Origin of the sequence: Halomonas terrestris (assembly GCF_049166755.1) — a bacterium.
GTDB lineage: Bacteria > Pseudomonadota > Gammaproteobacteria > Pseudomonadales > Halomonadaceae > Halomonas.
The window spans coordinates 1-18751 of the sequence record NZ_JBMHFZ010000021.1; the positions used below are offsets into that span (position 1 = coordinate 1).

14 protein-coding genes and 1 other RNA gene are annotated in these 18751 nt (G+C 68.3%); 2 read left to right on the forward strand and 13 right to left on the reverse strand.

Annotation, left to right across the window (positions count from 1 at the left end; genetic code table 11):
* Window positions 1–406: 406 nt before the first annotated feature.
* Window positions 407–1429 carry a type I glyceraldehyde-3-phosphate dehydrogenase gene (gap, locus tag ACOMD9_RS17020; protein WP_421417175.1) on the forward strand — a complete coding sequence of 341 codons (1023 nt, stop codon included), beginning with the start codon at window positions 407–409 and terminating at the stop codon, window positions 1427–1429.
* Window positions 1430–1548: 119 nt separating this feature from the next.
* The gene (locus ACOMD9_RS17025; protein WP_421417177.1) at window positions 1549–2292 is read left to right on the forward strand and encodes a sulfite exporter TauE/SafE family protein; all 744 of its coding nucleotides are present in this window, start codon (window positions 1549–1551) and stop codon (window positions 2290–2292) included.
* Between the two features lie 3 nt (window positions 2293–2295).
* Here ACOMD9_RS17025 and ACOMD9_RS17030 read toward each other — a convergent pair whose 3' ends face one another.
* The 13 genes from ACOMD9_RS17030 to smpB form a co-directional block, all read right to left on the reverse strand.
* On the reverse strand, window positions 2296–3588 hold the full coding sequence (locus ACOMD9_RS17030) for an aspartate kinase (RefSeq protein ID WP_421417178.1): 1293 nt from the start codon (window positions 3586–3588) through the stop codon (window positions 2296–2298).
* A gap of 150 nt (window positions 3589–3738) precedes the next feature.
* Window positions 3739–4896, reverse strand: coding sequence for a carboxynorspermidine decarboxylase (nspC, locus tag ACOMD9_RS17035; protein WP_421417179.1), 1158 nt, complete (start codon window positions 4894–4896; stop codon window positions 3739–3741).
* 9 nt (window positions 4897–4905) lie between these two features.
* The gene (locus tag ACOMD9_RS17040; RefSeq protein WP_421417180.1) at window positions 4906–6105 is read right to left on the reverse strand and encodes a saccharopine dehydrogenase family protein; all 1200 of its coding nucleotides are present in this window, start codon (window positions 6103–6105) and stop codon (window positions 4906–4908) included.
* A 208-nt stretch (window positions 6106–6313) separates the two neighbouring features.
* The gene (locus ACOMD9_RS17045) at window positions 6314–8395 is read right to left on the reverse strand and encodes a TonB-dependent siderophore receptor (RefSeq protein ID WP_421417181.1); all 2082 of its coding nucleotides are present in this window, start codon (window positions 8393–8395) and stop codon (window positions 6314–6316) included.
* Between the two features lie 101 nt (window positions 8396–8496).
* Window positions 8497–9441, reverse strand: coding sequence for a helix-turn-helix transcriptional regulator (locus ACOMD9_RS17050; RefSeq protein WP_421417182.1), 945 nt, complete (start codon window positions 9439–9441; stop codon window positions 8497–8499).
* A complete protein-coding gene (fhuF, locus tag ACOMD9_RS17055) occupies window positions 9438–10190 on the reverse strand; it encodes a siderophore-iron reductase FhuF (protein ID WP_421417183.1) in 753 nt (250 codons plus the stop codon). The genes ACOMD9_RS17050 and fhuF overlap by 4 nt, the downstream gene beginning before the upstream one ends.
* A gap of 55 nt (window positions 10191–10245) precedes the next feature.
* Window positions 10246–10767 carry an RNA polymerase sigma factor gene (locus ACOMD9_RS17060; RefSeq protein ID WP_421417184.1) on the reverse strand — a complete coding sequence of 174 codons (522 nt, stop codon included), beginning with the start codon at window positions 10765–10767 and terminating at the stop codon, window positions 10246–10248.
* Between the two features lie 110 nt (window positions 10768–10877).
* Window positions 10878–13340 (reverse strand): GNAT family N-acetyltransferase, encoded by a 2463-nt coding sequence (locus tag ACOMD9_RS17065; protein WP_421417185.1) that lies wholly within the window; start codon window positions 13338–13340, stop codon window positions 10878–10880.
* A 2-nt stretch (window positions 13341–13342) separates the two neighbouring features.
* The gene (locus ACOMD9_RS17070; RefSeq protein WP_421417186.1) at window positions 13343–14515 is read right to left on the reverse strand and encodes an MFS transporter; all 1173 of its coding nucleotides are present in this window, start codon (window positions 14513–14515) and stop codon (window positions 13343–13345) included.
* Complete coding sequence (locus tag ACOMD9_RS17075) at window positions 14512–15840, reverse strand: lysine N(6)-hydroxylase/L-ornithine N(5)-oxygenase family protein (RefSeq protein WP_421417187.1); 1329 nt, start codon at window positions 15838–15840, stop codon at window positions 14512–14514. The genes ACOMD9_RS17070 and ACOMD9_RS17075 overlap by 4 nt, the downstream gene beginning before the upstream one ends.
* A gap of 18 nt (window positions 15841–15858) precedes the next feature.
* Window positions 15859–17406: a pyridoxal phosphate-dependent decarboxylase family protein gene (locus tag ACOMD9_RS17080; protein ID WP_421417188.1), complete on the reverse strand. Its 1548-nt coding sequence runs from the start codon at window positions 17404–17406 to the stop codon at window positions 15859–15861.
* Window positions 17407–17783: 377 nt separating this feature from the next.
* Window positions 17784–18163: a transfer-messenger RNA gene (gene ssrA, locus ACOMD9_RS17085) on the reverse strand.
* Between the two features lie 40 nt (window positions 18164–18203).
* Window positions 18204–18695, reverse strand: a complete 492-nt coding sequence (gene smpB / locus ACOMD9_RS17090) for an SsrA-binding protein SmpB (RefSeq protein WP_421417189.1) — start codon at window positions 18693–18695, stop codon at window positions 18204–18206.
* Between the last annotated feature and the right edge of the window lie 56 nt (window positions 18696–18751).

Below are 18751 nucleotides of genomic sequence, written 5' to 3' on the forward strand. Positions count from 1 at the left end.
GCGGATGGGATCGTGCAGCGGTGTGCTCGACATGTCGGGCTCCTCCGGTGGGTAGTGTTGTTGTCGGGTCACGATAGCGCTTTTATGGTAAGTTTACTACATAAAGGCGGCCTGGCCAGCCGGGCTACGATGACGGCATGCTCCGGAAGAACCGGCGCATCGCAGTGCAATGGTTGATCATGGCCGCTATTGAGGCGATGGGGCGCGTCGGGAGGGGAAGAACATTATGTTGTAAAGTTACTAAAAAACGCTTGAGACTTTTCGTCGGCTGGTCCACATTGAGTGGAAGATGAGCCGCAGGCCGTCACGCAGGGACGAGATCGACGCCGGTCGCCAAGCCTGGATGCCTCCACCAATCGGCTCAACCACGACCCATCCGACGCCACTGGAGCGAGAGGAAGACGCCATGACGCTCAAGATCGCCATCAACGGCTTCGGCCGCATCGGCCGCAACGTGCTTCGCGCCCTGTACGAGAACGGTTACCGCAACCGGGTGCAGGTGGTCGCCATCAACGACCTGGGCGATCCCGCTCTCAACGCCCATCTGCTGCGCCACGACACCGTACACGGCCACTTTCCCTTCACCGTGGAACACGACGAGGAGAGCCTGGGGGTGGATGGCGACCGTATCGCGATTCTCTCCGAGCGTGATCCCGCCGCCCTGCCCTGGCAGGCGCTGGATGTCGACCTGGTGATGGAGTGCACCGGCCTGTTCACCCGGCGCGAGGCGGCGGCGAAGCATCTGGCCGCCGGCGCCGAGCGCGTGCTGATCTCCGCGCCGAGCCCCGATGCCGATGCCACCGTGGTCTATGGGGTCAACGAGGGTGTGCTCCGCCCCGAACACAAGGTGGTCTCCAACGCTTCCTGCACCACCAACTGCCTGGCCCCGGTGGCCCAGGCGCTGCATGAGGCGGTGGGCATCGAGAACGGCCTGATGACCACGGTCCACGCCTACACCAACGACCAGAACCTCTCCGACGTCTACCACAAGGATCCCTACCGGGCGCGCAGTGCCACCCATTCCATGATCCCCACCAAGACCGGCGCCGCCGCCGCGGTGGGGCTGGTGCTGCCGGAGCTCGAGGGCAGGTTCGACGGCCTGGCGGTGCGCGTGCCGGTGATCAACGTCTCACTGGTCGACCTGGTCTTTACCGCCGGTCGCGACACCACCAGGGAGGAGATCAACGCCATCGTCGCCAAGGCGGCCGAGGCGTCGCCCGTGCTGGCGGTCAACGCCCAGCCGCTGGTCTCCATCGACTTCAACCACGACGCCCACTCCTCCACCTTCGATGCCAACCACACCCGGGTGAATGGTCGCCTGGTCAAGGTGATGGCCTGGTACGACAACGAGTGGGGCTTCTCCAACCGCATGCTCGATACGGCGCTTGCCATGCAGGCCGCGAGCGACGCCAAGCGAGATGCGGCCTGATGCGGTGATCGCAGGTGGTATGATTGAACGCCGGGGCGGGCAACCGCCCCGGCGTTCGTGCGTTCCGGGCCTGCCTGTCCCGAGTGCCGCTCCGATCACCTCTTCCGCAAGGACGCGTCATGCTGCCCGACTACTCCTGGCTCGCCTGGAGCCTCATCGTGACTTCCACCTACCTCACCGGCGTCTCCAAGGGCGGCTTTGCCGGGGGCTTCGGGACCCTCTCGGTGCCGCTGATGGCGCTGGCCATCGGGCCCATCGAGGCCGCCGGCCTGCTGTTGCCGCTGCTGCTGGTGATGGACGCCTTCACGGTGAAGGCCTGGTGGGGGCGGGATGACGGGGCCGAGGTGCGCCGCCTGGTGCCGGGGCTGGTGGTCGGCGTGGTGATCGGTACCCTGCTGGCCGGCACCCTCGACGAGGACGGGGTGCGCCTGCTGCTCGGCGTGCTCTCCCTGCTATTCGCCGCCTATATGCTGCTGCGCCCGGCGGCAGGCCGGCCCATTGCCTCGTTCTGGGCGCTTCCGGCCGGCACCGGCTGCGGCTTCACCAGTTTCCTGGCCCATGCCGGGGCACCGCCACTCAACCTCTACCTGATCCCGCGCCGGCTCTCCAAGGAGACCTTCATCGCCACCAGCGCCATCGCCTTCGCCGCGGTCAACCTGATCAAGCTGCCGCCCTACCTGTGGCTCGGCGAGATCAACCTGACCAGCGCCTGGGCGTCGCTGGTGCTGGTGCCGGTGGCCTGGGCCGGGGTGAAGAGCGGCCTGTGGCTGCAGCACCGGGTCAGCGAGGTGCTCTTCTACCGCCTGGTGATCCTGGCCATGGCCATCGTCGGCGTGCAGCTGGTGGTCAAGGCGCTGGGGTGAGTCTCACCTCGGGATATGCCAGGTCCCGGGGCACTCACTGCTGCGAAACAGCCGCTGCGCGGTGTCACGGTTGCGCCGTTCGGCGAGGATCTCGCGGCCCCCGCCGAGCGCCTCGAGCAGGGGCTCGCTGGGGTGGCGCACGGTGAGCAGCGTCAGGTCGTCGTGGCGCTCGAGGGCATAGTCGGCGGCCAGCGCCTCGACCAGCGGCTCGAGGCGCGCCGGGTGCGAGTCGAGGCAGAGCGACAGGCGCATGGCGCCGCTGTCGACCAGGTTGGCGTGCGCGCCGGCCTCGACGAGGCGGCCGAGGATGTCGTGCTGGCGGGCCTCGTCCATGAAGGAGAAGTCCCGAGGCGAGACCTCGAGCAGCACCTGCTCCTCGGCGAGGATGAAGGCCGGCGCGGCGGCACTCGCCCCCTCGGCGGAGATGGTGCTGGGCGGGGCATCGAGCGCCTCGAAGGAGCGTACCGTCAGCGGGATACCCTGCTGTCGCAGCGGGGCCAGGGTCTTGGGGTGGATCACCTTGGCGCCGTGCCAGGCCAGCTCGATGGCCTCGTCGTAGGAGATCTGCGCGAGCTGTACCGCATTGTCGAAGCGCCGTGGATCGGCGTTGAAGAGCCCCGGCACGTCCTTCCAGATCACCAGCTCCTTGGCCTCGAGGCAGTGGGCGAAGATCGCCGCGCTGAAGTCCGAGCCCTCCCGGCCCAGGGTGGTCGAGACCCCCTCGGGGGTGCCGCCGATGAAGCCCTGGGTCAGCAGTAGCCGGTCGCCATCCCTCGGGAGCGCCCGGATCTTCCTGCCGGTGGCCTCCCAGTCGATATTGGCGGCCTGGTGGCAGGCGTCGGTGACGATCAGCTCACGGGCATCCTGCCAGTCGGTGGCGGTGCCGATCTCGTCGAGCCAGGCACTCACGATGGTGGTGGAAAGCAGTTCGCCGAAGCAGATCGTCTGGTCGTAGTGGAAGGGGCGCGGCTCCCGCCAATGTGCCCGATGCCGCCGGTCGAGCTCCTCGAACAACGCCGCGACCCGTTCGGCGACGCGGGCCGCCCGGTCGCCGAAGAGGGCGTCGACGGTGGCGAGGTGGGCGCGGCGCAGCTCGTCGAGTCGGCTGCGGTAGTCCGCCTCGTCGTCGCTGCGCGCGGCGGCGAGCAGCGCCTCCAGGGCATTGGTGGTCTTGCCCATGGCCGAGACCACGACCACCAGCGGTCGCGTCCTGACGCTTGCCAGCAGCTCGCCCAGATGGCGGATGGCCGCGGCGTCCTTGATCGAGGCGCCGCCGAACTTGTAGACCGTGGTCATCCCTGGCTCTCCCTGTCTGTCGAGGTTGCTATGGGCACCATGCGGCAAATCCGGGCCAGGGAAAAGGGGGAATGGTGGGAGAGGGAAAATGAGTGGCCCAGGAACGAAAGAAGCATCCGCAGGTGCTTCCCTCGTCCTCGCGCCTCGAGCTCAGCTCAGGCGCTGCATGTAGTCCACGTAGCCGAAGGTCCTGACCGTGCGCACCTGGCGGCTCGCCTCGTCGATGCGGCAGATCGACGGCAGGCGGATGCCGTTGAAGGTGGTGGTCTTGACCATGGTGTAGTGGGCCATGTCGGTGAACACCAGGCGGTCGCCGATGGCCAGCGGCGCGTCGAAGGAGTATTCGCCCACCACGTCGCCGGCCAGGCAGGTCAGGCCGCCCAGCCGATAGCTGTGGGCCTTCTCGCCCGGTTCGCCCGCGCCGATGATCTCCGGTCGGTAGGGCATCTCCAGCACGTCCGGCATGTGCGCCGTGGCCGAGGTGTCGAGGATGGCGATGGGGCCGCCGTTGTCGACGATGTCCAGCACCGTGCACACCAGATAGCCGGTGTTCAGGGCGATCGCCTCGCCGGGCTCCAGGTAGACCGTGAGGTGCGGATGGCGCGCCTTGAACTCGCGGATCACGCGCACCAGCCGCTCGACGTCGTAGTCGGCGCGGGTGATATGGTGGCCGCCGCCGAGGTTCATCCACTTCATGCCGGCGAGGTAGTGGCCGAACTTCGCCTCGAAGGCTTCCAGGGTGTGTTCGAGGGCATCGCTGTTCTGCTCGCACAGGGTGTGGAAGTGCAGCCCCTCGAGGCCCTCGAGATCGGCGTCCTCCAGGTCCACCGCGCGGGTGCCCAGCCGCGAGCCCGGGGCGCAGGGGTCATAGAGCGGCACCGCGCCGGTGGAGTGCTCCGGATTGACCCGCATGCCGCAGGAGACCCGCCGGGGCGCCGCCGCGACGGTATCGCGGAAGCGCCGCCACTGGCCCGGGGAGTTGAAGCTGAGGTGGTCCGCGTAGCGCAGGACCACGGCCATCTCCTCCTCGGTGAAGGCCGGCGAGTAGACGTGCACCTCGCCGCCGAAGGTCTCCGCCCCCAGCCGCGCCTCGTCCTGGCCGCTGGAGGTCGTCCCTACCAGATACTGACTCACCAGCGGGAAGGTGTCCCACATGGCGAAGCCCTTCAGGGCCAGCAGGATGCGGGCACCGCTGCGCGCCTGGACCTCGCCGAGCAGTTCCAGGTTGCGGCGCAGCAGGGCGTCGTCCACCACATAGGCAGGTGACGGGCAGGCCTGCACGTCAAAGGGATAAGCCGTGGTTCCCATGTCGTGCGATCAGGCCAGCGGGTCGGCGTCGGGGTCGAGCTCGACCATCTGCCAGGGCAGGCCCATGTCGCCGATGCGCGCCATGAAGGGGTCGGGGTCGAGCTGTTCGACGTTGAACACGCCCTCGCCCTTCCAGAGGCCCTCGAGCATCAGCATGGCGCCGGTCACCGCGGGCACGCCGGTGGTGTAGGAGATGGCCTGGGACTTCACCTCCTCGTAGCACTTCTCGTGGTCGCAGATGTTGTAGATGTACACCTTGCGCCGCTTGCCGTCCTTGATGCCGTCGAGGATCACGCCGATGTTGGTCTTGCCCTTGGTGCGCGGGCCCAGCGATGCAGGGTCGGGCAGGATCGCCTTGAGGAACTGCAGCGGGGTGATCTGGCGACCCTCGAACTCGATCGGCTCGATGCTGGTCATGCCGACGTTTTCCAGCACCTTCAGGTGGGTGATGTACTTCTCGGAGAAGGTCATCCAGAAGCGGATGCGCTTCAGGCCCTTGATGTTCCGGCTGAGGGACTCGAGCTCCTCGTGGTAGAGCAGGTAGAGGTCCTTCTCGCCGATGCCGTCGAAGTCGAAGGTGCGCTTCTCGGCCAGCGGCGCGGTTTCCTTCCACTCGCCCTCTTCCCAGTAGCGGCCGTTGGCGGTGATCTCGCGGATGTTGATCTCGGGATTGAAGTTGGTGGCGAACGGGTAGCCGTGGTCGCCGCCGTTGGCATCCAGGATGTCGATGCGGTGGATCTCGTCGAACAGGTTCTTCTGGCCGTAGGCGCAGTAGATGTTGGTCATGCCCGGGTCGAAGCCGCAGCCCAGGGTGGCCATGTTACCCGCCTCGGCGTAGCGCTCCTGGAAGGCCCACTGCTCCTTGTACTCGAACTTCGCCTCGTCGGGATGCTCGTAGTTGGCGGTGTCCAGGTAGGGCACGCCGGTACGCAGGCACGCCTCCATGATGGTCAGGTCCTGATAGGGCAGCGCCACGTGGATCAGCACGTCCGGCTGGAACGACTCGATCAGCGCGACCAGCGCCTCGACGTCATCGGCATCCACCTGGGCCGTCTGGATGGGGCGGTCCAGCTGGGCGGCGATGGCGCGGCACTTCTCCTGGTTGCGGCTGGCCAGCAGGATATCGCTGAAGACTTCGGGGTGCTGGGCGCACTTGTGGGTGACGACGCCGCCGACGCCACCCGCGCCGATAATCAGGACTTTGCTCATGGGGGTTCGAATCCAGATCGGGGAAAGTGGAAGTGTCTTGGCCTCGCCCGGCCCCCCGACAGGAGGAGGCGAGTGGGCGCTGATAATGGCGTCCCCTGAGGCTGGTATCAAGTGGTTTTCGCGTCAAGGCTGCCACGCAAGTCGGGGAGGGGGTGAGCCCGCCTCACGCGCCTGCCGCAGGCCGACAGGCAGGCGAGGCGGGCGGGGATCAGAACGCGTAGCTGACCGTGGCCTTGACGCTGCGCTCGGCGCCGAAGTAGCAGAAGTTCAGGTCGTAGCAGGAGGCCACGTACTCCTCGTCGAGCAGGTTGCTGACATTGAGACGCGCGGTCATGCCGTCCAGGCCCAGGCGCTCCAGGTCATAGCCCAGGGTAGCGTCGACCAGGGTGTAGTCCGGCACCCTCTCGGAGTTGGCGTCGTCGGCGTGGATATCGGCGTGGTAGCGCACGCCGAGCCCCGCATCCAGGCCGGCCAGGGCGCCGGACTGGAAGGCGTAGTTGCCCCAGGCCGCGAGCTGGTGGCGCGGCACCTGGTTGTCGTGGTTGCCCTGGTTGGCGTCACCGGTCTTCTCCAGGGTCACGTCGGTGTAGCTGTAGGCGGCCTGCACCGAGAGGGCCTCGGTCAGCTGGCTATGCGCCTCCAGCTCGACTCCCCGGGACTGGATCTCGCCGGTGGCGCGATGGAAGTTCTCGTTGGGCAGCTTGGAGGAGACGTTCTCCTGGGTGATATCGAACAGGGCGAGGTTGTAGCGGTCACGGGTGCCCGGCGGCTGGTACTTCAGGCCCAGCTCGACCTGTTCGCCCTCGGTGGGCGCCAGCAGGTCGCCGTTCTGGTCGGTGGTGCTGTTGGGGCTGAAGGAGGTGGAGTAGGTGGCGTAGGGGGCCAGGCCGTTGTCGAACGCATAGAGCAGGCCGGCGCGGCCGCTGACCTGGGTGTCATCCAGCACGCTTTCGGCACCGCTCACCGGGTCGGTGTTGGTGATATCCACCCAGTCGTGGCGCAGGCCCAGGTTGGCCCGCCAGTTGCCGAAGGCCAGCTGATCCTGGAGGTAGAGGCCGGTCTGCTCCAGCTCGCGGTGCTGGCGGACCTCCGGGAACATCATGCTGGGTTCGGCGCCGTACCGGGGATCGAAGGCGTCGATGGGCGGGAACATGCCCGAGGTCCAGAGTACCTCGTTGTCGCGCTGCTGGTAGTCCAGGCCCAGCAGCAGGGTGTGGTCCACGCCGCCGGTGGCCAGGCGTGCCTCCAGCTGGTTGTCCACGGTCAGGGCGTCGAGGGACTCTTCGCCGCCGGAGAAGTAGCGGTTGAGCTCGGTGGCGGAGGCCCAGCCGTAGGCGTAGACCTGCTCGAGCTCGACGTCGGATTCCGTGTAGCGCAGCCGCTGGCGGGCGCTCAGGGCGTCGCTGAAGCGATGCTCGAACTCGTAGCCGACCATGGTCTGGTCGCGCTCGAACGTCTCGAAGGCTTCCTCGCCCTCGAAGAAATTATTGGAGATGCGTCGGCCGTTACGATCCACCACCGTGCCCTCGAAGGGCAGACCGGCGTGGTAGCCGCCCTCCGGATCCTTGTGCAGGTAGGCGTGCAGGGTGAGGCTGGTGGCGTCGGTGATGTCCCAGGTGAGCTGGGGGGCGATGGCATAGCGCTCCTCCTCCACCGGGCCGAACTGGGTATCGGCGGCGCGGGTCAGGCCGGTGAGGCGGAAGGCCAGTCGGCGCTCGGCGTCCAGCGGACCGGTGAGGTCGAAGGCGGCGCTGCGCTGGGCGTTGTTGCCGACGCCGAGGCGCACCTCGCCGCCGGGCTCGAACGCCGGGCGGTGACTGGTCTGAGCCACCAGCCCCCCCGGGGAGGCGCGGCCATAGAGCACCGAGGCGGGCCCCTTGACCACCTCGAGGCGCTCCAGGAACCAGGGATCGATCACCAGGGAGCTGAAGGAGCCGCCGTCGCTCATCACCTTGAGGCCGTCGAGAAAGGTGTTGTTGATGCTGCCGTCGGCGAAGCCGCGCAGCACCAGGTAGTCGTAGCGGTTGGAGGCGCCGATCTGGTTGGTGAAGACGCCGGGGGTATAGTCGGCGGCGCGCTGCACGGTCTCGGCGCCCCGGGCCTCCCACTCCTCGTTCTCGACGACCGAGACCGACTGCGGGGTCTCGTTGAAGGGCGTCGCGGTCTTGGTGGCGGCCTGGCCGGTGACGGTCAGGGTCGAGAGCTGATCGGTCTGCTGGGCCTGGGCGGTGAGCGAGGCACCGGCGGCAACGAGCGACACCGCCAGCGTCAGGGAGCGTGGAGTCGGCATAGTGGTTTCCTGCGGATGGGAAGTCATGTCACGAATGAGAATTATTACGATCAGGGGCCCGAGTGAGGTATCCGCGATGCTCACCCGTCTATGCCGGGCGCTCAGCTTGCCGGTGCCAGGGAGCTCGGCGGGTAGCCGAAGTGACGCCGGAAGGCGGTGGCGAAGTTGCTGGCGTGGCGATAGCCCGAGAAGTGTGCGGCCTGCTGGACGCTGTAGCCGCGCCTCAGGTAGTCGTGGGCCAGGCTCAGCCGGCTCTCGCGCAGGTAGTCGAACACGGAACGGCCGTAGGCCGCCCGGAACTTGCGCCTCAGGCTGGCGGGACTCATGGCGGCAAGCTCGGCCAGGGTCGCCAGGCGATGGTCACCGGCCGGGTCGTCGTGCAGGGCGTCGCGGACCCGTTCCAGGCGCAGGCGTTCCTGGGGGGGCAGCCTGGGGAGCGTCCCCGATGGCGGGGCAGCGAACCGACCGCCGTGGGCCAGCAGTTGCAGGCTCAGTCCCTCGAGGACAAGGCGCAGGGCCTCCCCGGGCAGCGGGGCGTCCAGGGTCTGCTCGAGGCACTGGCGCAAGGGGACGGGCAGTCGCCAGGGATGACAGCCGGCGCCTCCCGGGGCCGGCGACCTCATCCCCAGGCGGGCCAGGCAATTCTCGTCGAGGCTCAGGGTCAGGGCACGCAGGCGCTGGCCGGCCGGCTGGCTGGCGACCAGTCCCCGCCGGGGCTCGAGCCGCACGCTCAGCGCCATGCCGGGCATGAGAGTGAGTGGACGCTCGTCGTCCAGGGCCACCTCGGCCCGCCCCTCCAGCAGGACGATGATCGACAACGGTGAGGACGCGCGGGAGCGCGAGTCGTAGCGGTGGATGACCTCCACGTCGGAGGTGACCAGCTGCATGCCGGGTCGCGGCGAGAATTCGCGCACCACCCCGCTGACCACCGGTACCTCGGCCTGGGGCGAGAGATCCGGCACCCGATAGTCGAGGCCGTAGCGCCGGCCATAGGCCTGCAGGTCCCGGGGCGTGTGCTGGCGTATCGCAGGGTCGGGCGGGTTCATCCGGCTACCTTCGTCGTCCTGGCGTTGCGCCGGCATGCCAGGGGGCAGTTGCCGCAGACGCCCAGCTCGCCGATCAGGTAGCGGATACAGCACAGACGGCGGATACGGGCGGGGGCGCCTGGCTCGCTGGACTCGACATAGCGCACCGGGCGGTAGAGGGGGTTGCGTCGGCCGTCGGGCAGGGTACGGCTCTCCATCAGTGCCCGAGCGGGCTCGCCGACGTCCGGCACGGCCATGGGATGCTCGCGGATGGCGCCGGCAAAGTGCTCGAAGTAGTTGCCGGCGTTGCTCCAGAACACCCTGGGCGAGGCCCCGGTGGCCGAGGCCAGCGCCTCGACCAGCGGCGACAGGTGGTGGTCGAGCAGGGTCGCGAAGCGTGACAGGGCGCCGAGATCGGCCAGCGGGCGGCCGGCATGGCGCAGGTCGAGGCCGGTGGTCTGGCCCTCCGGGGACTGCGCCAGGTGCAGGTCGTCCAGCCCCAGCGGCAGGTCGCGCTCGAGCAGCAGGTTGGCCGCCAGGCCATGGGCCGCGAGAGCGCTGAAGTGCCACTTGGACCATAGCGAAGCCACCGCCCGGCGATCGACCCTGCGACCGTACCGGGCGCCGAACCGCTCGAACAGGTCGACCAGGTAGGTCGGGTCCAGCAGCGTGCATGCGGGCACGGCGTCAGGGCCGGGTTCCGGCGAGACTCGGGGCGGCGTCAGGCCCTCCAGGGGGCCGATATAGAGTGTCGACAGCGCTTGGGTCATGGTGGCTCCGCCGAGGGTGTCGGGGGTCGGATGATAAGTAAAATGGTAATCATTATCAAATGGAGCCTCGACCCCTCTCCCTGGCCAGCCGGTCGCGGCACCGCGCCAGGGCCTGGGCGACATAGCGGCCGGCCATGCGTTCGGAGACGCCCAGTCGGCGGCCGATCTCCGCCTGGGTCAGCCCCTCGAGACGGTGCCAGGTCAGGGCCTGCCTCAGGCGGGTGGGCAGGGTATCCATGGTTTCGCGCAGGCGCATCAGGCAGAGGTGGCGCTCGGCCTCCTCTTCCGGGCAGGGGCGCGGGCAGACCAGGCACAGGCCGGGGGTGTCGAGGGGCTGACTGGCGGGGCGCGAGCGACAGCGTCGGTGATGATCGATCACCAGGTTGCGGGCCATGCGGAACAGGTAGGCCCGGGGCGCCTCGAGCCCTCCGGGCTCGGGGTGCTGGCCGAGGCGCAGGAAGATCTCCTGGCAGAGATCCTCGGCCAGGTGGGGACACTGCAGCTGGCGCCGCAGGTAGCCAGCGAGGTCCGTGGCGTGACGCTGGAAGAGGGCATCGAGATCGGGGTGGGCCGTCATGCGAGCTCCGTCCTGGGAACCGGAGCGCCCCATTATTATGATAATGAGTCTTATTATCAATTAAAGATGGCCAGGCGCCGCCCGAACAGCGCCTGGCCAGTGGCGCGACGTCAGGCCAGGGCGTTGTCGCTCGTCCTGGCCGCGACCGGGATCGGCCGATAGGCGGCGATGGGGTTGACCAGGGTACCGGCGAACTGGAGGTTCTTCGCCGGGTCCGCCAGGTCGATCATCTGCTGATGATCGTTGAGCTGCAGCCGGTTCAGGCAGGAGCGGGTGAACTCCGGGGCGAAGAGGTCGTGGCGGGCGAACTTCTCGGCGAACTCGGGATGGTCCTGCTGGTAGTCGATGACGCAGCGGGCCACCCGCTCCCAGAACTCGCCCTCGGTGATGTCGCCCTGTTCGACGAGGAGCGGTGCCATGAAGCGCAGGAAGCAGTCGAAGACGTCGGTGAAGATCGACAGCACCTTGAGCGGTTCGGGCACCTCGACGGCGATGCGCGAGATGGCTTCGGGCAATTCCACCTCGGTGTTCATGATGCCGATCTCCTCGGCGATGTCCTTCATGATGGCGCGCACCGGCACCCCGTCCTCGAGCTGCAGGATCAGGTTCTCGCCGTGGGGCATGAACACCAGGTCGTAGGCGTAGAAGCAGTGCAGCAGCGGGCGGAAGTAGACCCGCAGGTAGCGGTCCAGCCAGTCGTGGGTGGCGAGCCCCGAGGCCTGGATCAGCCGCGGCAGCAGGGCGCGCTCGTCGGCGTCGACGTGGAGCAGGGCGGCCATGGTCATCAGCCGCTGGCCGTCCTGCTGGTAGCGCACCGGGCTCTCCCGCCACAGGCAGGCCAGCATCTTCTTGTAGGCGCTGTAGCGGTCGAAGGCCGGCTCGATGGCATCGCGGCGAAAGCCGATGGCGGCCTCCTCGCGCAGCACCGTGAAGCCCCGGGCGGCAAGCTCCGGATCATTGTCGACCAGTCGCTTGATCCAGTCGTTGATGGCCGGGGTGGCACGCATGTAGTGGGGCGAGAGGCCGCGCATGAAGCCCATGTTGAGGATCGACAGGGCCGTCTTCACGTAGCGCCGGCTCGGCTGGCTGACGTTGAACCAGGTGCGGATCGACTGCTGGGCGCGGTACTGATCGAAGCCGTAGCCCAGGCAGATGATGCGGCCCCGGGCCACCTCGGCGGCGAAGGTGATGGCCAGCTTGTGGAACCACTGCCAGGGATGGGCGGGCATCAGCAGGTAGTCCGCGGGGTCGAGGCCGTGGGCCTCGAGCCGGCGGTGGAAGTCGTCGAGGGTCGCCTCGCCCAGCTCGTCGCGCAGCAGGGCCGCGTAGTCCAGGCCCTCGATGGCGCTGAAGTGGGCGTCCTCGCGGTGCACGGCCAGCCACACCAGGGTGATGGGGGCGGCGGCCTCCGGGGCATAGGCGTGGTAGTCCACGGCGTCGAAGCCCATGCGGCCGTTGTTGGCCACGAACACCGGGTGGCCCTCGGTCATGGCGGCCTCCAGGGTCTGGAAGTCGGCGTCGACCAGGCCGTCGGCGTCGGGGCGGGTGCCGGCGAGCTTGTAGGCGCCGCCGAACAGGGTGCTGGCGACCTCCTCCAGGTAGACCGGCAGCATCGCGTCGCCGATGCCCAGGGGCCGGCGGAACTCGAGGATGAAGCGCTGGGCGTCGAGCTCGGCCGGGGCGCCGTCGACGCGCTTCTCCAGCGAGTCGAGGTCGATGACCCAGTGATCCAGGGCCAGGCGGCGGGCGCGGAAGCGGTACTCGGCCGCCTCGTCCGGGGCGGCCAGGCGGTAGTCGCCGTGGTCGTCCGCATCGACGGCCGTCGTTTCGACATTCAGGGCCTCGGGGGCCAGCAGCTTCTCATGGGTGAACTCGGCGATGGCCTTGCGGATCAGCCAGCGGTTGGCCCGGGCCCAGAGCGCGGGGGTCAGGTGGGCGGCGGCGCGGGCCGGGTCGGCGGCCAGGGCCGGGTCCAGGCGCGGGTTCCCGGCGCTCACCGCCGAGGCGAAGGCCGCCCGGTCGCAGAAGGCCAGGTGGGCGGTCTTCTCGGGGAGCTCGACCTCGCGGTCGTAGACGAAGCCGACCCGGCGGTTGAGCGGATGGATCTTGCGGTTGTCGACGTCCGGCTCCACCACCACCCGCCGCGTCTCGGCATCCTCGAACATGAAGGCCAGGATGGTGGTGATCACCTGGGCGCTGAAGCCGGGCAGCGGCGTCTCGGCCGGGGCCACCAGGAAGTGCATGCCGCGGTCGCCCTCGGCCACGTCATAGTGCGCGCCGATGGGATCGTGGCGCGGGTCGTAGCACTCCACCAGGAAGGCCGGCTCGCCGTCGAAGAGCCCCAGGTAGCCCTGGGCGTGCTCGCTCTCCTGGAGGTTGCGGTAGAAGGCCTGGACCCGCTCGGGGGAGTGCCCCTGCATGCCCCAGAAACGGGCCCGGGGCGCGCTGACCCAGGCGTGGATCCGCGCCAGGTCCTCGGGAAGCTGCAGCGGGCGCAGGCTGAAGGTGCCCAGCCCCTGGGCGTGGCGGGAATAGGTGAGGCGGGTGGTCGGGGTCGGTTGGAAGAGCTTCATGGTCAGGTCCTTGCAGAAACGGGTTCGTTAGGCCGCGCCGGGGTCGCCTCGGCCCGGGCGAGCAGCAGGCGATGGGCCAGGGCGCAGAGGGCGAAGCCCAGCGCGGCGACGAGGAAGGGGCTGGCCAGGCCCTGGGCGTCGACCAGGCGGCCGGCGCCCCAGGAGGCGACGAGCACGCCGAGCCCCTGGAAGACGTGGATCTTGCTGAAGTCGCTGGCGTAGCGCGCCGGGGTGCTCAACTGGAAGAGGCGCACCTCCAGGCGCACGGTGACGCGGAACAGCGCCCAGCCGAACAGCACCCGGCCGGCCAGGATGGCGGCGATCTCGCCGCTGGCCTGCAGCAGCAGGCCGGTGAGGCCGATGGCCAGGGGCAGGACGATGGCCTCGCCACCGGGGCGGCGGCCCAGCAGGTCTAGGGCCAGCAGGGCCACGGCCACCCCGCCGGGAATGGCGAAGACCGCCCCGGCCAGCACCTCGCCGGGCAGGCCCGAGGCCAGTGCCCAGTACTGGGCGAAGAAGGGCCGGGCCAGGGTGGCGCTGAAGGTGAACAGCAGCATCACCAGGCCCAGGCGCAGGATGGCGCCGCTGGTGCCCGGGGCCGGCGGGGTGGCGGGGGCGGCATGGGGCGCCCGGCCGCGCCGGAGCAGCAGCAGGCAGACCGCCACCTGGAGGGCGTCGCTGACCGCCATCACCCGGAACACCTGGGCCGCCTGCCAGTGCTCCAGTACCAGGCCGCCGATCACGGCGCCGAGGATGCCGCCGGCATGCACCACCACCGAGAGCAAGCCGATCAGGGAGGCGTGGCGGTCCCGGGGCGCGAAGTGCATCAGGTAGGGATAGACCAGCAGGTAGCTGGCCTTGGCCACCAGCATGGCCAGCGACAGGCCCCAGAACCACGGCAGCGAGGTGATCACCGCGCAGGACAGGCTCAGGCCGCCGGCCACCAGCTGGGTGGCGATCAGCAGCCGCAGGGTGCCGAGCCGGCGCGCCAGGCGCGCCCAGACGGGCAGCGCCAGCATCACCACCAGGCAGCTCATGGCCAGGTAGCCGCCGACATGGGACGGATCGGCCACGCCGAAGCGCTCGGCGAAGAACTGCGGGTAGAAGGGCAGCAGCATGGCGTCGCTGACCACCGCCACGGCGGTCACGGCCACCAGCCAGGGAGTCGGGCTCATGCGGGCTCCGCGTCCATGGGTTCGAAGACGGCCTCGCTGGGCGCGCCGAAGCGCTGGTAGGCGATGCGCTCCTCGATGGGGTAGACCTCCTTGCCGGTCAGGGCGCGGATGATGCAGGCGTTGCGGTAGGGCCCCATGCCGAGGTCCGGCGCCACCAGGCTGTGGGTGTGCAGCTCGGCGTTCTGCACGAAGAGCTCGCCGCGCCCGCCGTCGATGTCGTAGAAGCGGCCCACGGCGAAGCGTCCGGCGTCATCGAAGGCGATGCGCGAGGTGATGGGCGCCAGGAAGTCCGGCATGTGGTAGCGGTAGCCGGTGGCCATGATCAGCGCCGGGGTGCGATGGCGGAAGTGGCGCTGCTGCTCGGTGTGCCACAGGGTCAGGTCGTACTCGCCGCGCTCGGCGTCATGGCGGCAGGTCTCGAGGCGGGTATTGGTGAGCAGCTCGGAGCGCACCTCGCCGCTGAGCTCCTTGGCGTAGCGCAGCTCGTAGATGGCGTCGATGAGCGCCAGGTCGATGCCCTTGTAGAGGCTCTTCTGGCGCTGCATCAGCGCGTTGCGGGTGGCCTCCGGCAGGGCGTGGAAGTAGTCGATGTAGTCCGGCGAGGTCATCTCCAGGGTCAGCTTGCCGTACTCCAGGGGGAAGAAGCGCGGCGAGCGGGTGATCCAGTCGAGGCGATAGCCGAAGCGGTCGATGTCGGCGAGCAGGTCGTGGTAGATCTCCGCCGCACTCTGGCCGCTGCCGATCAGGGTGATGGCCGCCTGGCGCTGCAGCTCGGCCTTGTGCTCGAGGTACTCGCTGGAGTGCAGCGGGCGCGGGTCCAGGTCGCGGCAGCCCTCCGGCAGGTAGGGGCTGGTGCCGGTGCCGAGCACCAGGTGCCGGCTCAGGTGGACCCGGGCCTCGCCGCTTTGGGTGTCGCGGCAGTTCACCCGGTAGACACCTGCGGCCGCGTCGTGCTCCACCCGGGTCACCTCGGTGCCGAAGCGGATGGTGTCGAGCTGGGAGGCCGCCCACTGGCAGTAGCGGTTGTACTCGTTGCGCAGCAGGAAGAAGTTCTCGCGGATGTAGAAGTTGTAGAGCCGGCCCTGCTGCTTCAGGTAGTTGAGCACGCTGAAGCGGCTGGTGGGGTCGGCCATGGTGACCAGGTCCGACATGAAGGGGGTCTGCAGGGTGGCGTCCTCCAGCAGCATGCCGGGGTGCCAGTCGAAGCCGTCGCGGCGCTCGAGGAAGAGGCCGTCGAGCGTCTCTATGGGGTCGGTCAGGCAGGCCAGGCCCAGGTTGAACGGGCCCAGTCCGATGGCGATGAAGTCGTGCACTGTCTGTTGCATGATGGGATCTCGTCAGTGTCAGGAAGCGGCGGCACGGGACGGGGCCTGGGCTTCACACCAGTCGCGGCCGTGGTGGACGATGCGCTCGACGATGGCGGTGAGATCCTCGAGCCGGGTGTCCGGGTTGAGCAGGGTGAACTTGAGGTAACGCTTCCCGTCGACCCGGGTGGCGGCGATCACCGCCTCGCCGCTGCGTGACAGCGCTGCGCGCACGTGGGCGTTGAGGTCGTCGAGCTCGGTGTCGTCCAGGCCCGCGGGGCGGTAGCGGAACACCAGGGTGCTCATGGGCGGATCGAGCAGCACCTCGAAGTCGGGGCGGCGGGCCAGCTCGGCGTGGGCCTCGCCGGCCAGGTCGATGACCCGCTCGAACAGCTCGCCCAGGGCATCGGCGCCCATGATGCGCAGGGTCAGCCACAGCTTGAGGGCGTCGAAGCGCTTGGTGGTCTGCAGGCTCTTGTTGACCTGGTCCGGGGTGCCGGCCTCGGCCTGGCACAGCGGGTTGAGGTAGTCGGCGTGATAGGTGACGTGGCGCAGGTCGCTGCGCCGCCGCACCAGGAAGGCGCTGCAGCTCACCGGCTGGAAGAAGGTCTTGTGGTAGTCGACGGTCACCGAATCGGCATGCTCGATGCCGGCCAGGCGGTGGCGATAGCGCGGAGAGCACAGCAGGCCCCCGCCGTAGGCGGCGTCCACGTGCAGCCAGATGCCGTGCTCGCGGCACAGGGCGGCGATCTCCTCGAGGGGGTCGATGCTGCCGAAGTCGGTGGTGCCGGCGGTGGCCACCACGGCGATGGGGATCAGGTCCATCGCCAGGCACTCCTCCAGGCGCACCTTGAGGGCCGCCGGGTCCATGCGGTAGCGGTCGTCGCAGGCCACCGGCATCACCGCCTGGTAGCCGAGCCCGAGGATCGCCGCCGATTTCTGCAGGCTGAAGTGGCTGACCTGCGAGCCGAGGATGCGCAGCCGACGGTAGTCCGCGGGCAGGCCCTCGTACTTGTTGCCGCCGTGATCCGCGAGGGAGGCCCCGTGGTGGTCCCGGGCGATCATCAGCGCCATCAGGTTCGATTGGGTGCCGCCGCTGGTGAAGACCCCATCGGCGTCCCGGCCCAGGCCGATGCGGTTCGCCGTCCAGTCGATCAGCGACTGCTCGATGAAGGTGCCGCCGGCGCTCTGGTCGAAGGTGTCCAGCGAGGAGTTGATCGGCGAGAGGATCGCCTCGGCGAGGATGCCGGGCAGCACGATGGGGCAGTTGAGGTGTGCCACGTAGCGGGGGTGGTGGAAGTAGACGGCGTCGTCCAGGTAGACCCGCTCCAGTTCCTCCAGGGCGGGACGCAGCTCGCCGAGGGGGGTGTCCAGGTCGATGGTCGCGAAGTGCCCCCTGAGCTCCTCGGGACGGGCCCCGCTGAAGGGGCGGTCCACGCCGGCCACCTTGCGCCGTACCAGGTCGAGGCAGCGGGTCGCCTGTTGCCAGTAGGCCTCGGCATGACGGGCATTGAACAGCTGATCCGTCGCCAGGGGGGCGGGTGTGCTGCGGAGGGATCTTTCCTCTTCTAGGACCTCTGGAGTCATGGTGTCACCTCGTGCGTTCGTCGTGCCGTCGCCGATGTGGCCGCGGCATCTGGGGGAGGCCGTGCCCGTCCCGGATCCGGGAGCACGACCGGACTCGATGATAATGCGAATCCTTATCATTTATTGGCGTAGATCAAGGGATAACGAAGGCGCGAGAGGTTTCTGAACCGGAGAGGGACTATTTCGGGTTCGTCGCCTGTAGCGGTGCCCCTGTGCAGGTGGGCGCGCTGCAGGCGCTGCATGCCGGTAGGCTTGACGGCCAGGTCATGCGACAGGACGGATCGGGAGGGAGAAGTGGCAGAGGTTCCACCCATTGACGAAGTGTCGAGGGCACAAACGAAAAAAGCACCCGTAGGTGCTTGATTCGCTTGCTTGATTGGTGGAGGCGGCGGGGATCGAACCCGCGTCCGCCGGCACTCGCCCATTGGCTCTACATGCTTAGGTCCGTCTTTTGCTTTAACGCTACTGGCTCCGACGGGCAGGATCCAGCAACGCGATTCCTCAGAGTTTTAACGATCGGCGTGAGGACGCCACCGCTCGCGATCCCATCAGTCTTGGCTCATATCCCCTCCGCGATGAATGGGCACATCGCTTCGGGGCCGGGCTAGAAGCTAACAGCGTTTATGCTGCCAGCGCGCCCTGAGCGTAGTTGTCGTCGTTTGCGACTATTTAGTCGTGATGTTGGATTTACGAGATACATCACGCTCTCGGCATGCACCGCAGGGGTTGTCACCAGCGTCGAAGCCATGTCGCCCCCATAACGCCCATCCTATCAGGATGTGCAGTTCTGTGACACCTCAGGCCTTGTTTTGTTCCCGCATGATGCGACCTTTCTGCCGCTGCCAGTCGCGGTCCTTCTCGGTGGCCCGCTTGTCGTGCAGCTTCTTGCCGGTCACCAGTGCCAGTTCGCACTTCACCCGGTTGCCCTTCCAGTAGAGCTTGAGCGGCACGCAGGTGTGCCCCTTGTCCTGGGTGCGCGAGAAGATCCTGGCGATCTCCTTGCGATGCAGCAGCAGCTTGCGGGTACGGGTGGGGTCGGCCACCTCGTGGGTGCTGGCGGTGTTGAGCGGCATGATATGGCTGCCCAGCAGCCACGCCTCGCCATCCTTGATCAGGATGTAGGTGTCGGTCAGCTGTGCCTTGCCGGCGCGCAGGCTTTTCACCTCCCAGCCGGCCAGCACCAGGCCGGCCTCGAAGGTCTCGTCGATGTGGTACTCGAAGCGCGCCTTCTTGTTCAAGGCGATGACGTTGCTGCCGGGCCCCTTGCCCTTGCCTTTCTTGTTGGCCATGAAACCTCGTGTCGTGTTCTGCCGATGGCGGCTGCCCCTCCGACATGGGGGGAAGC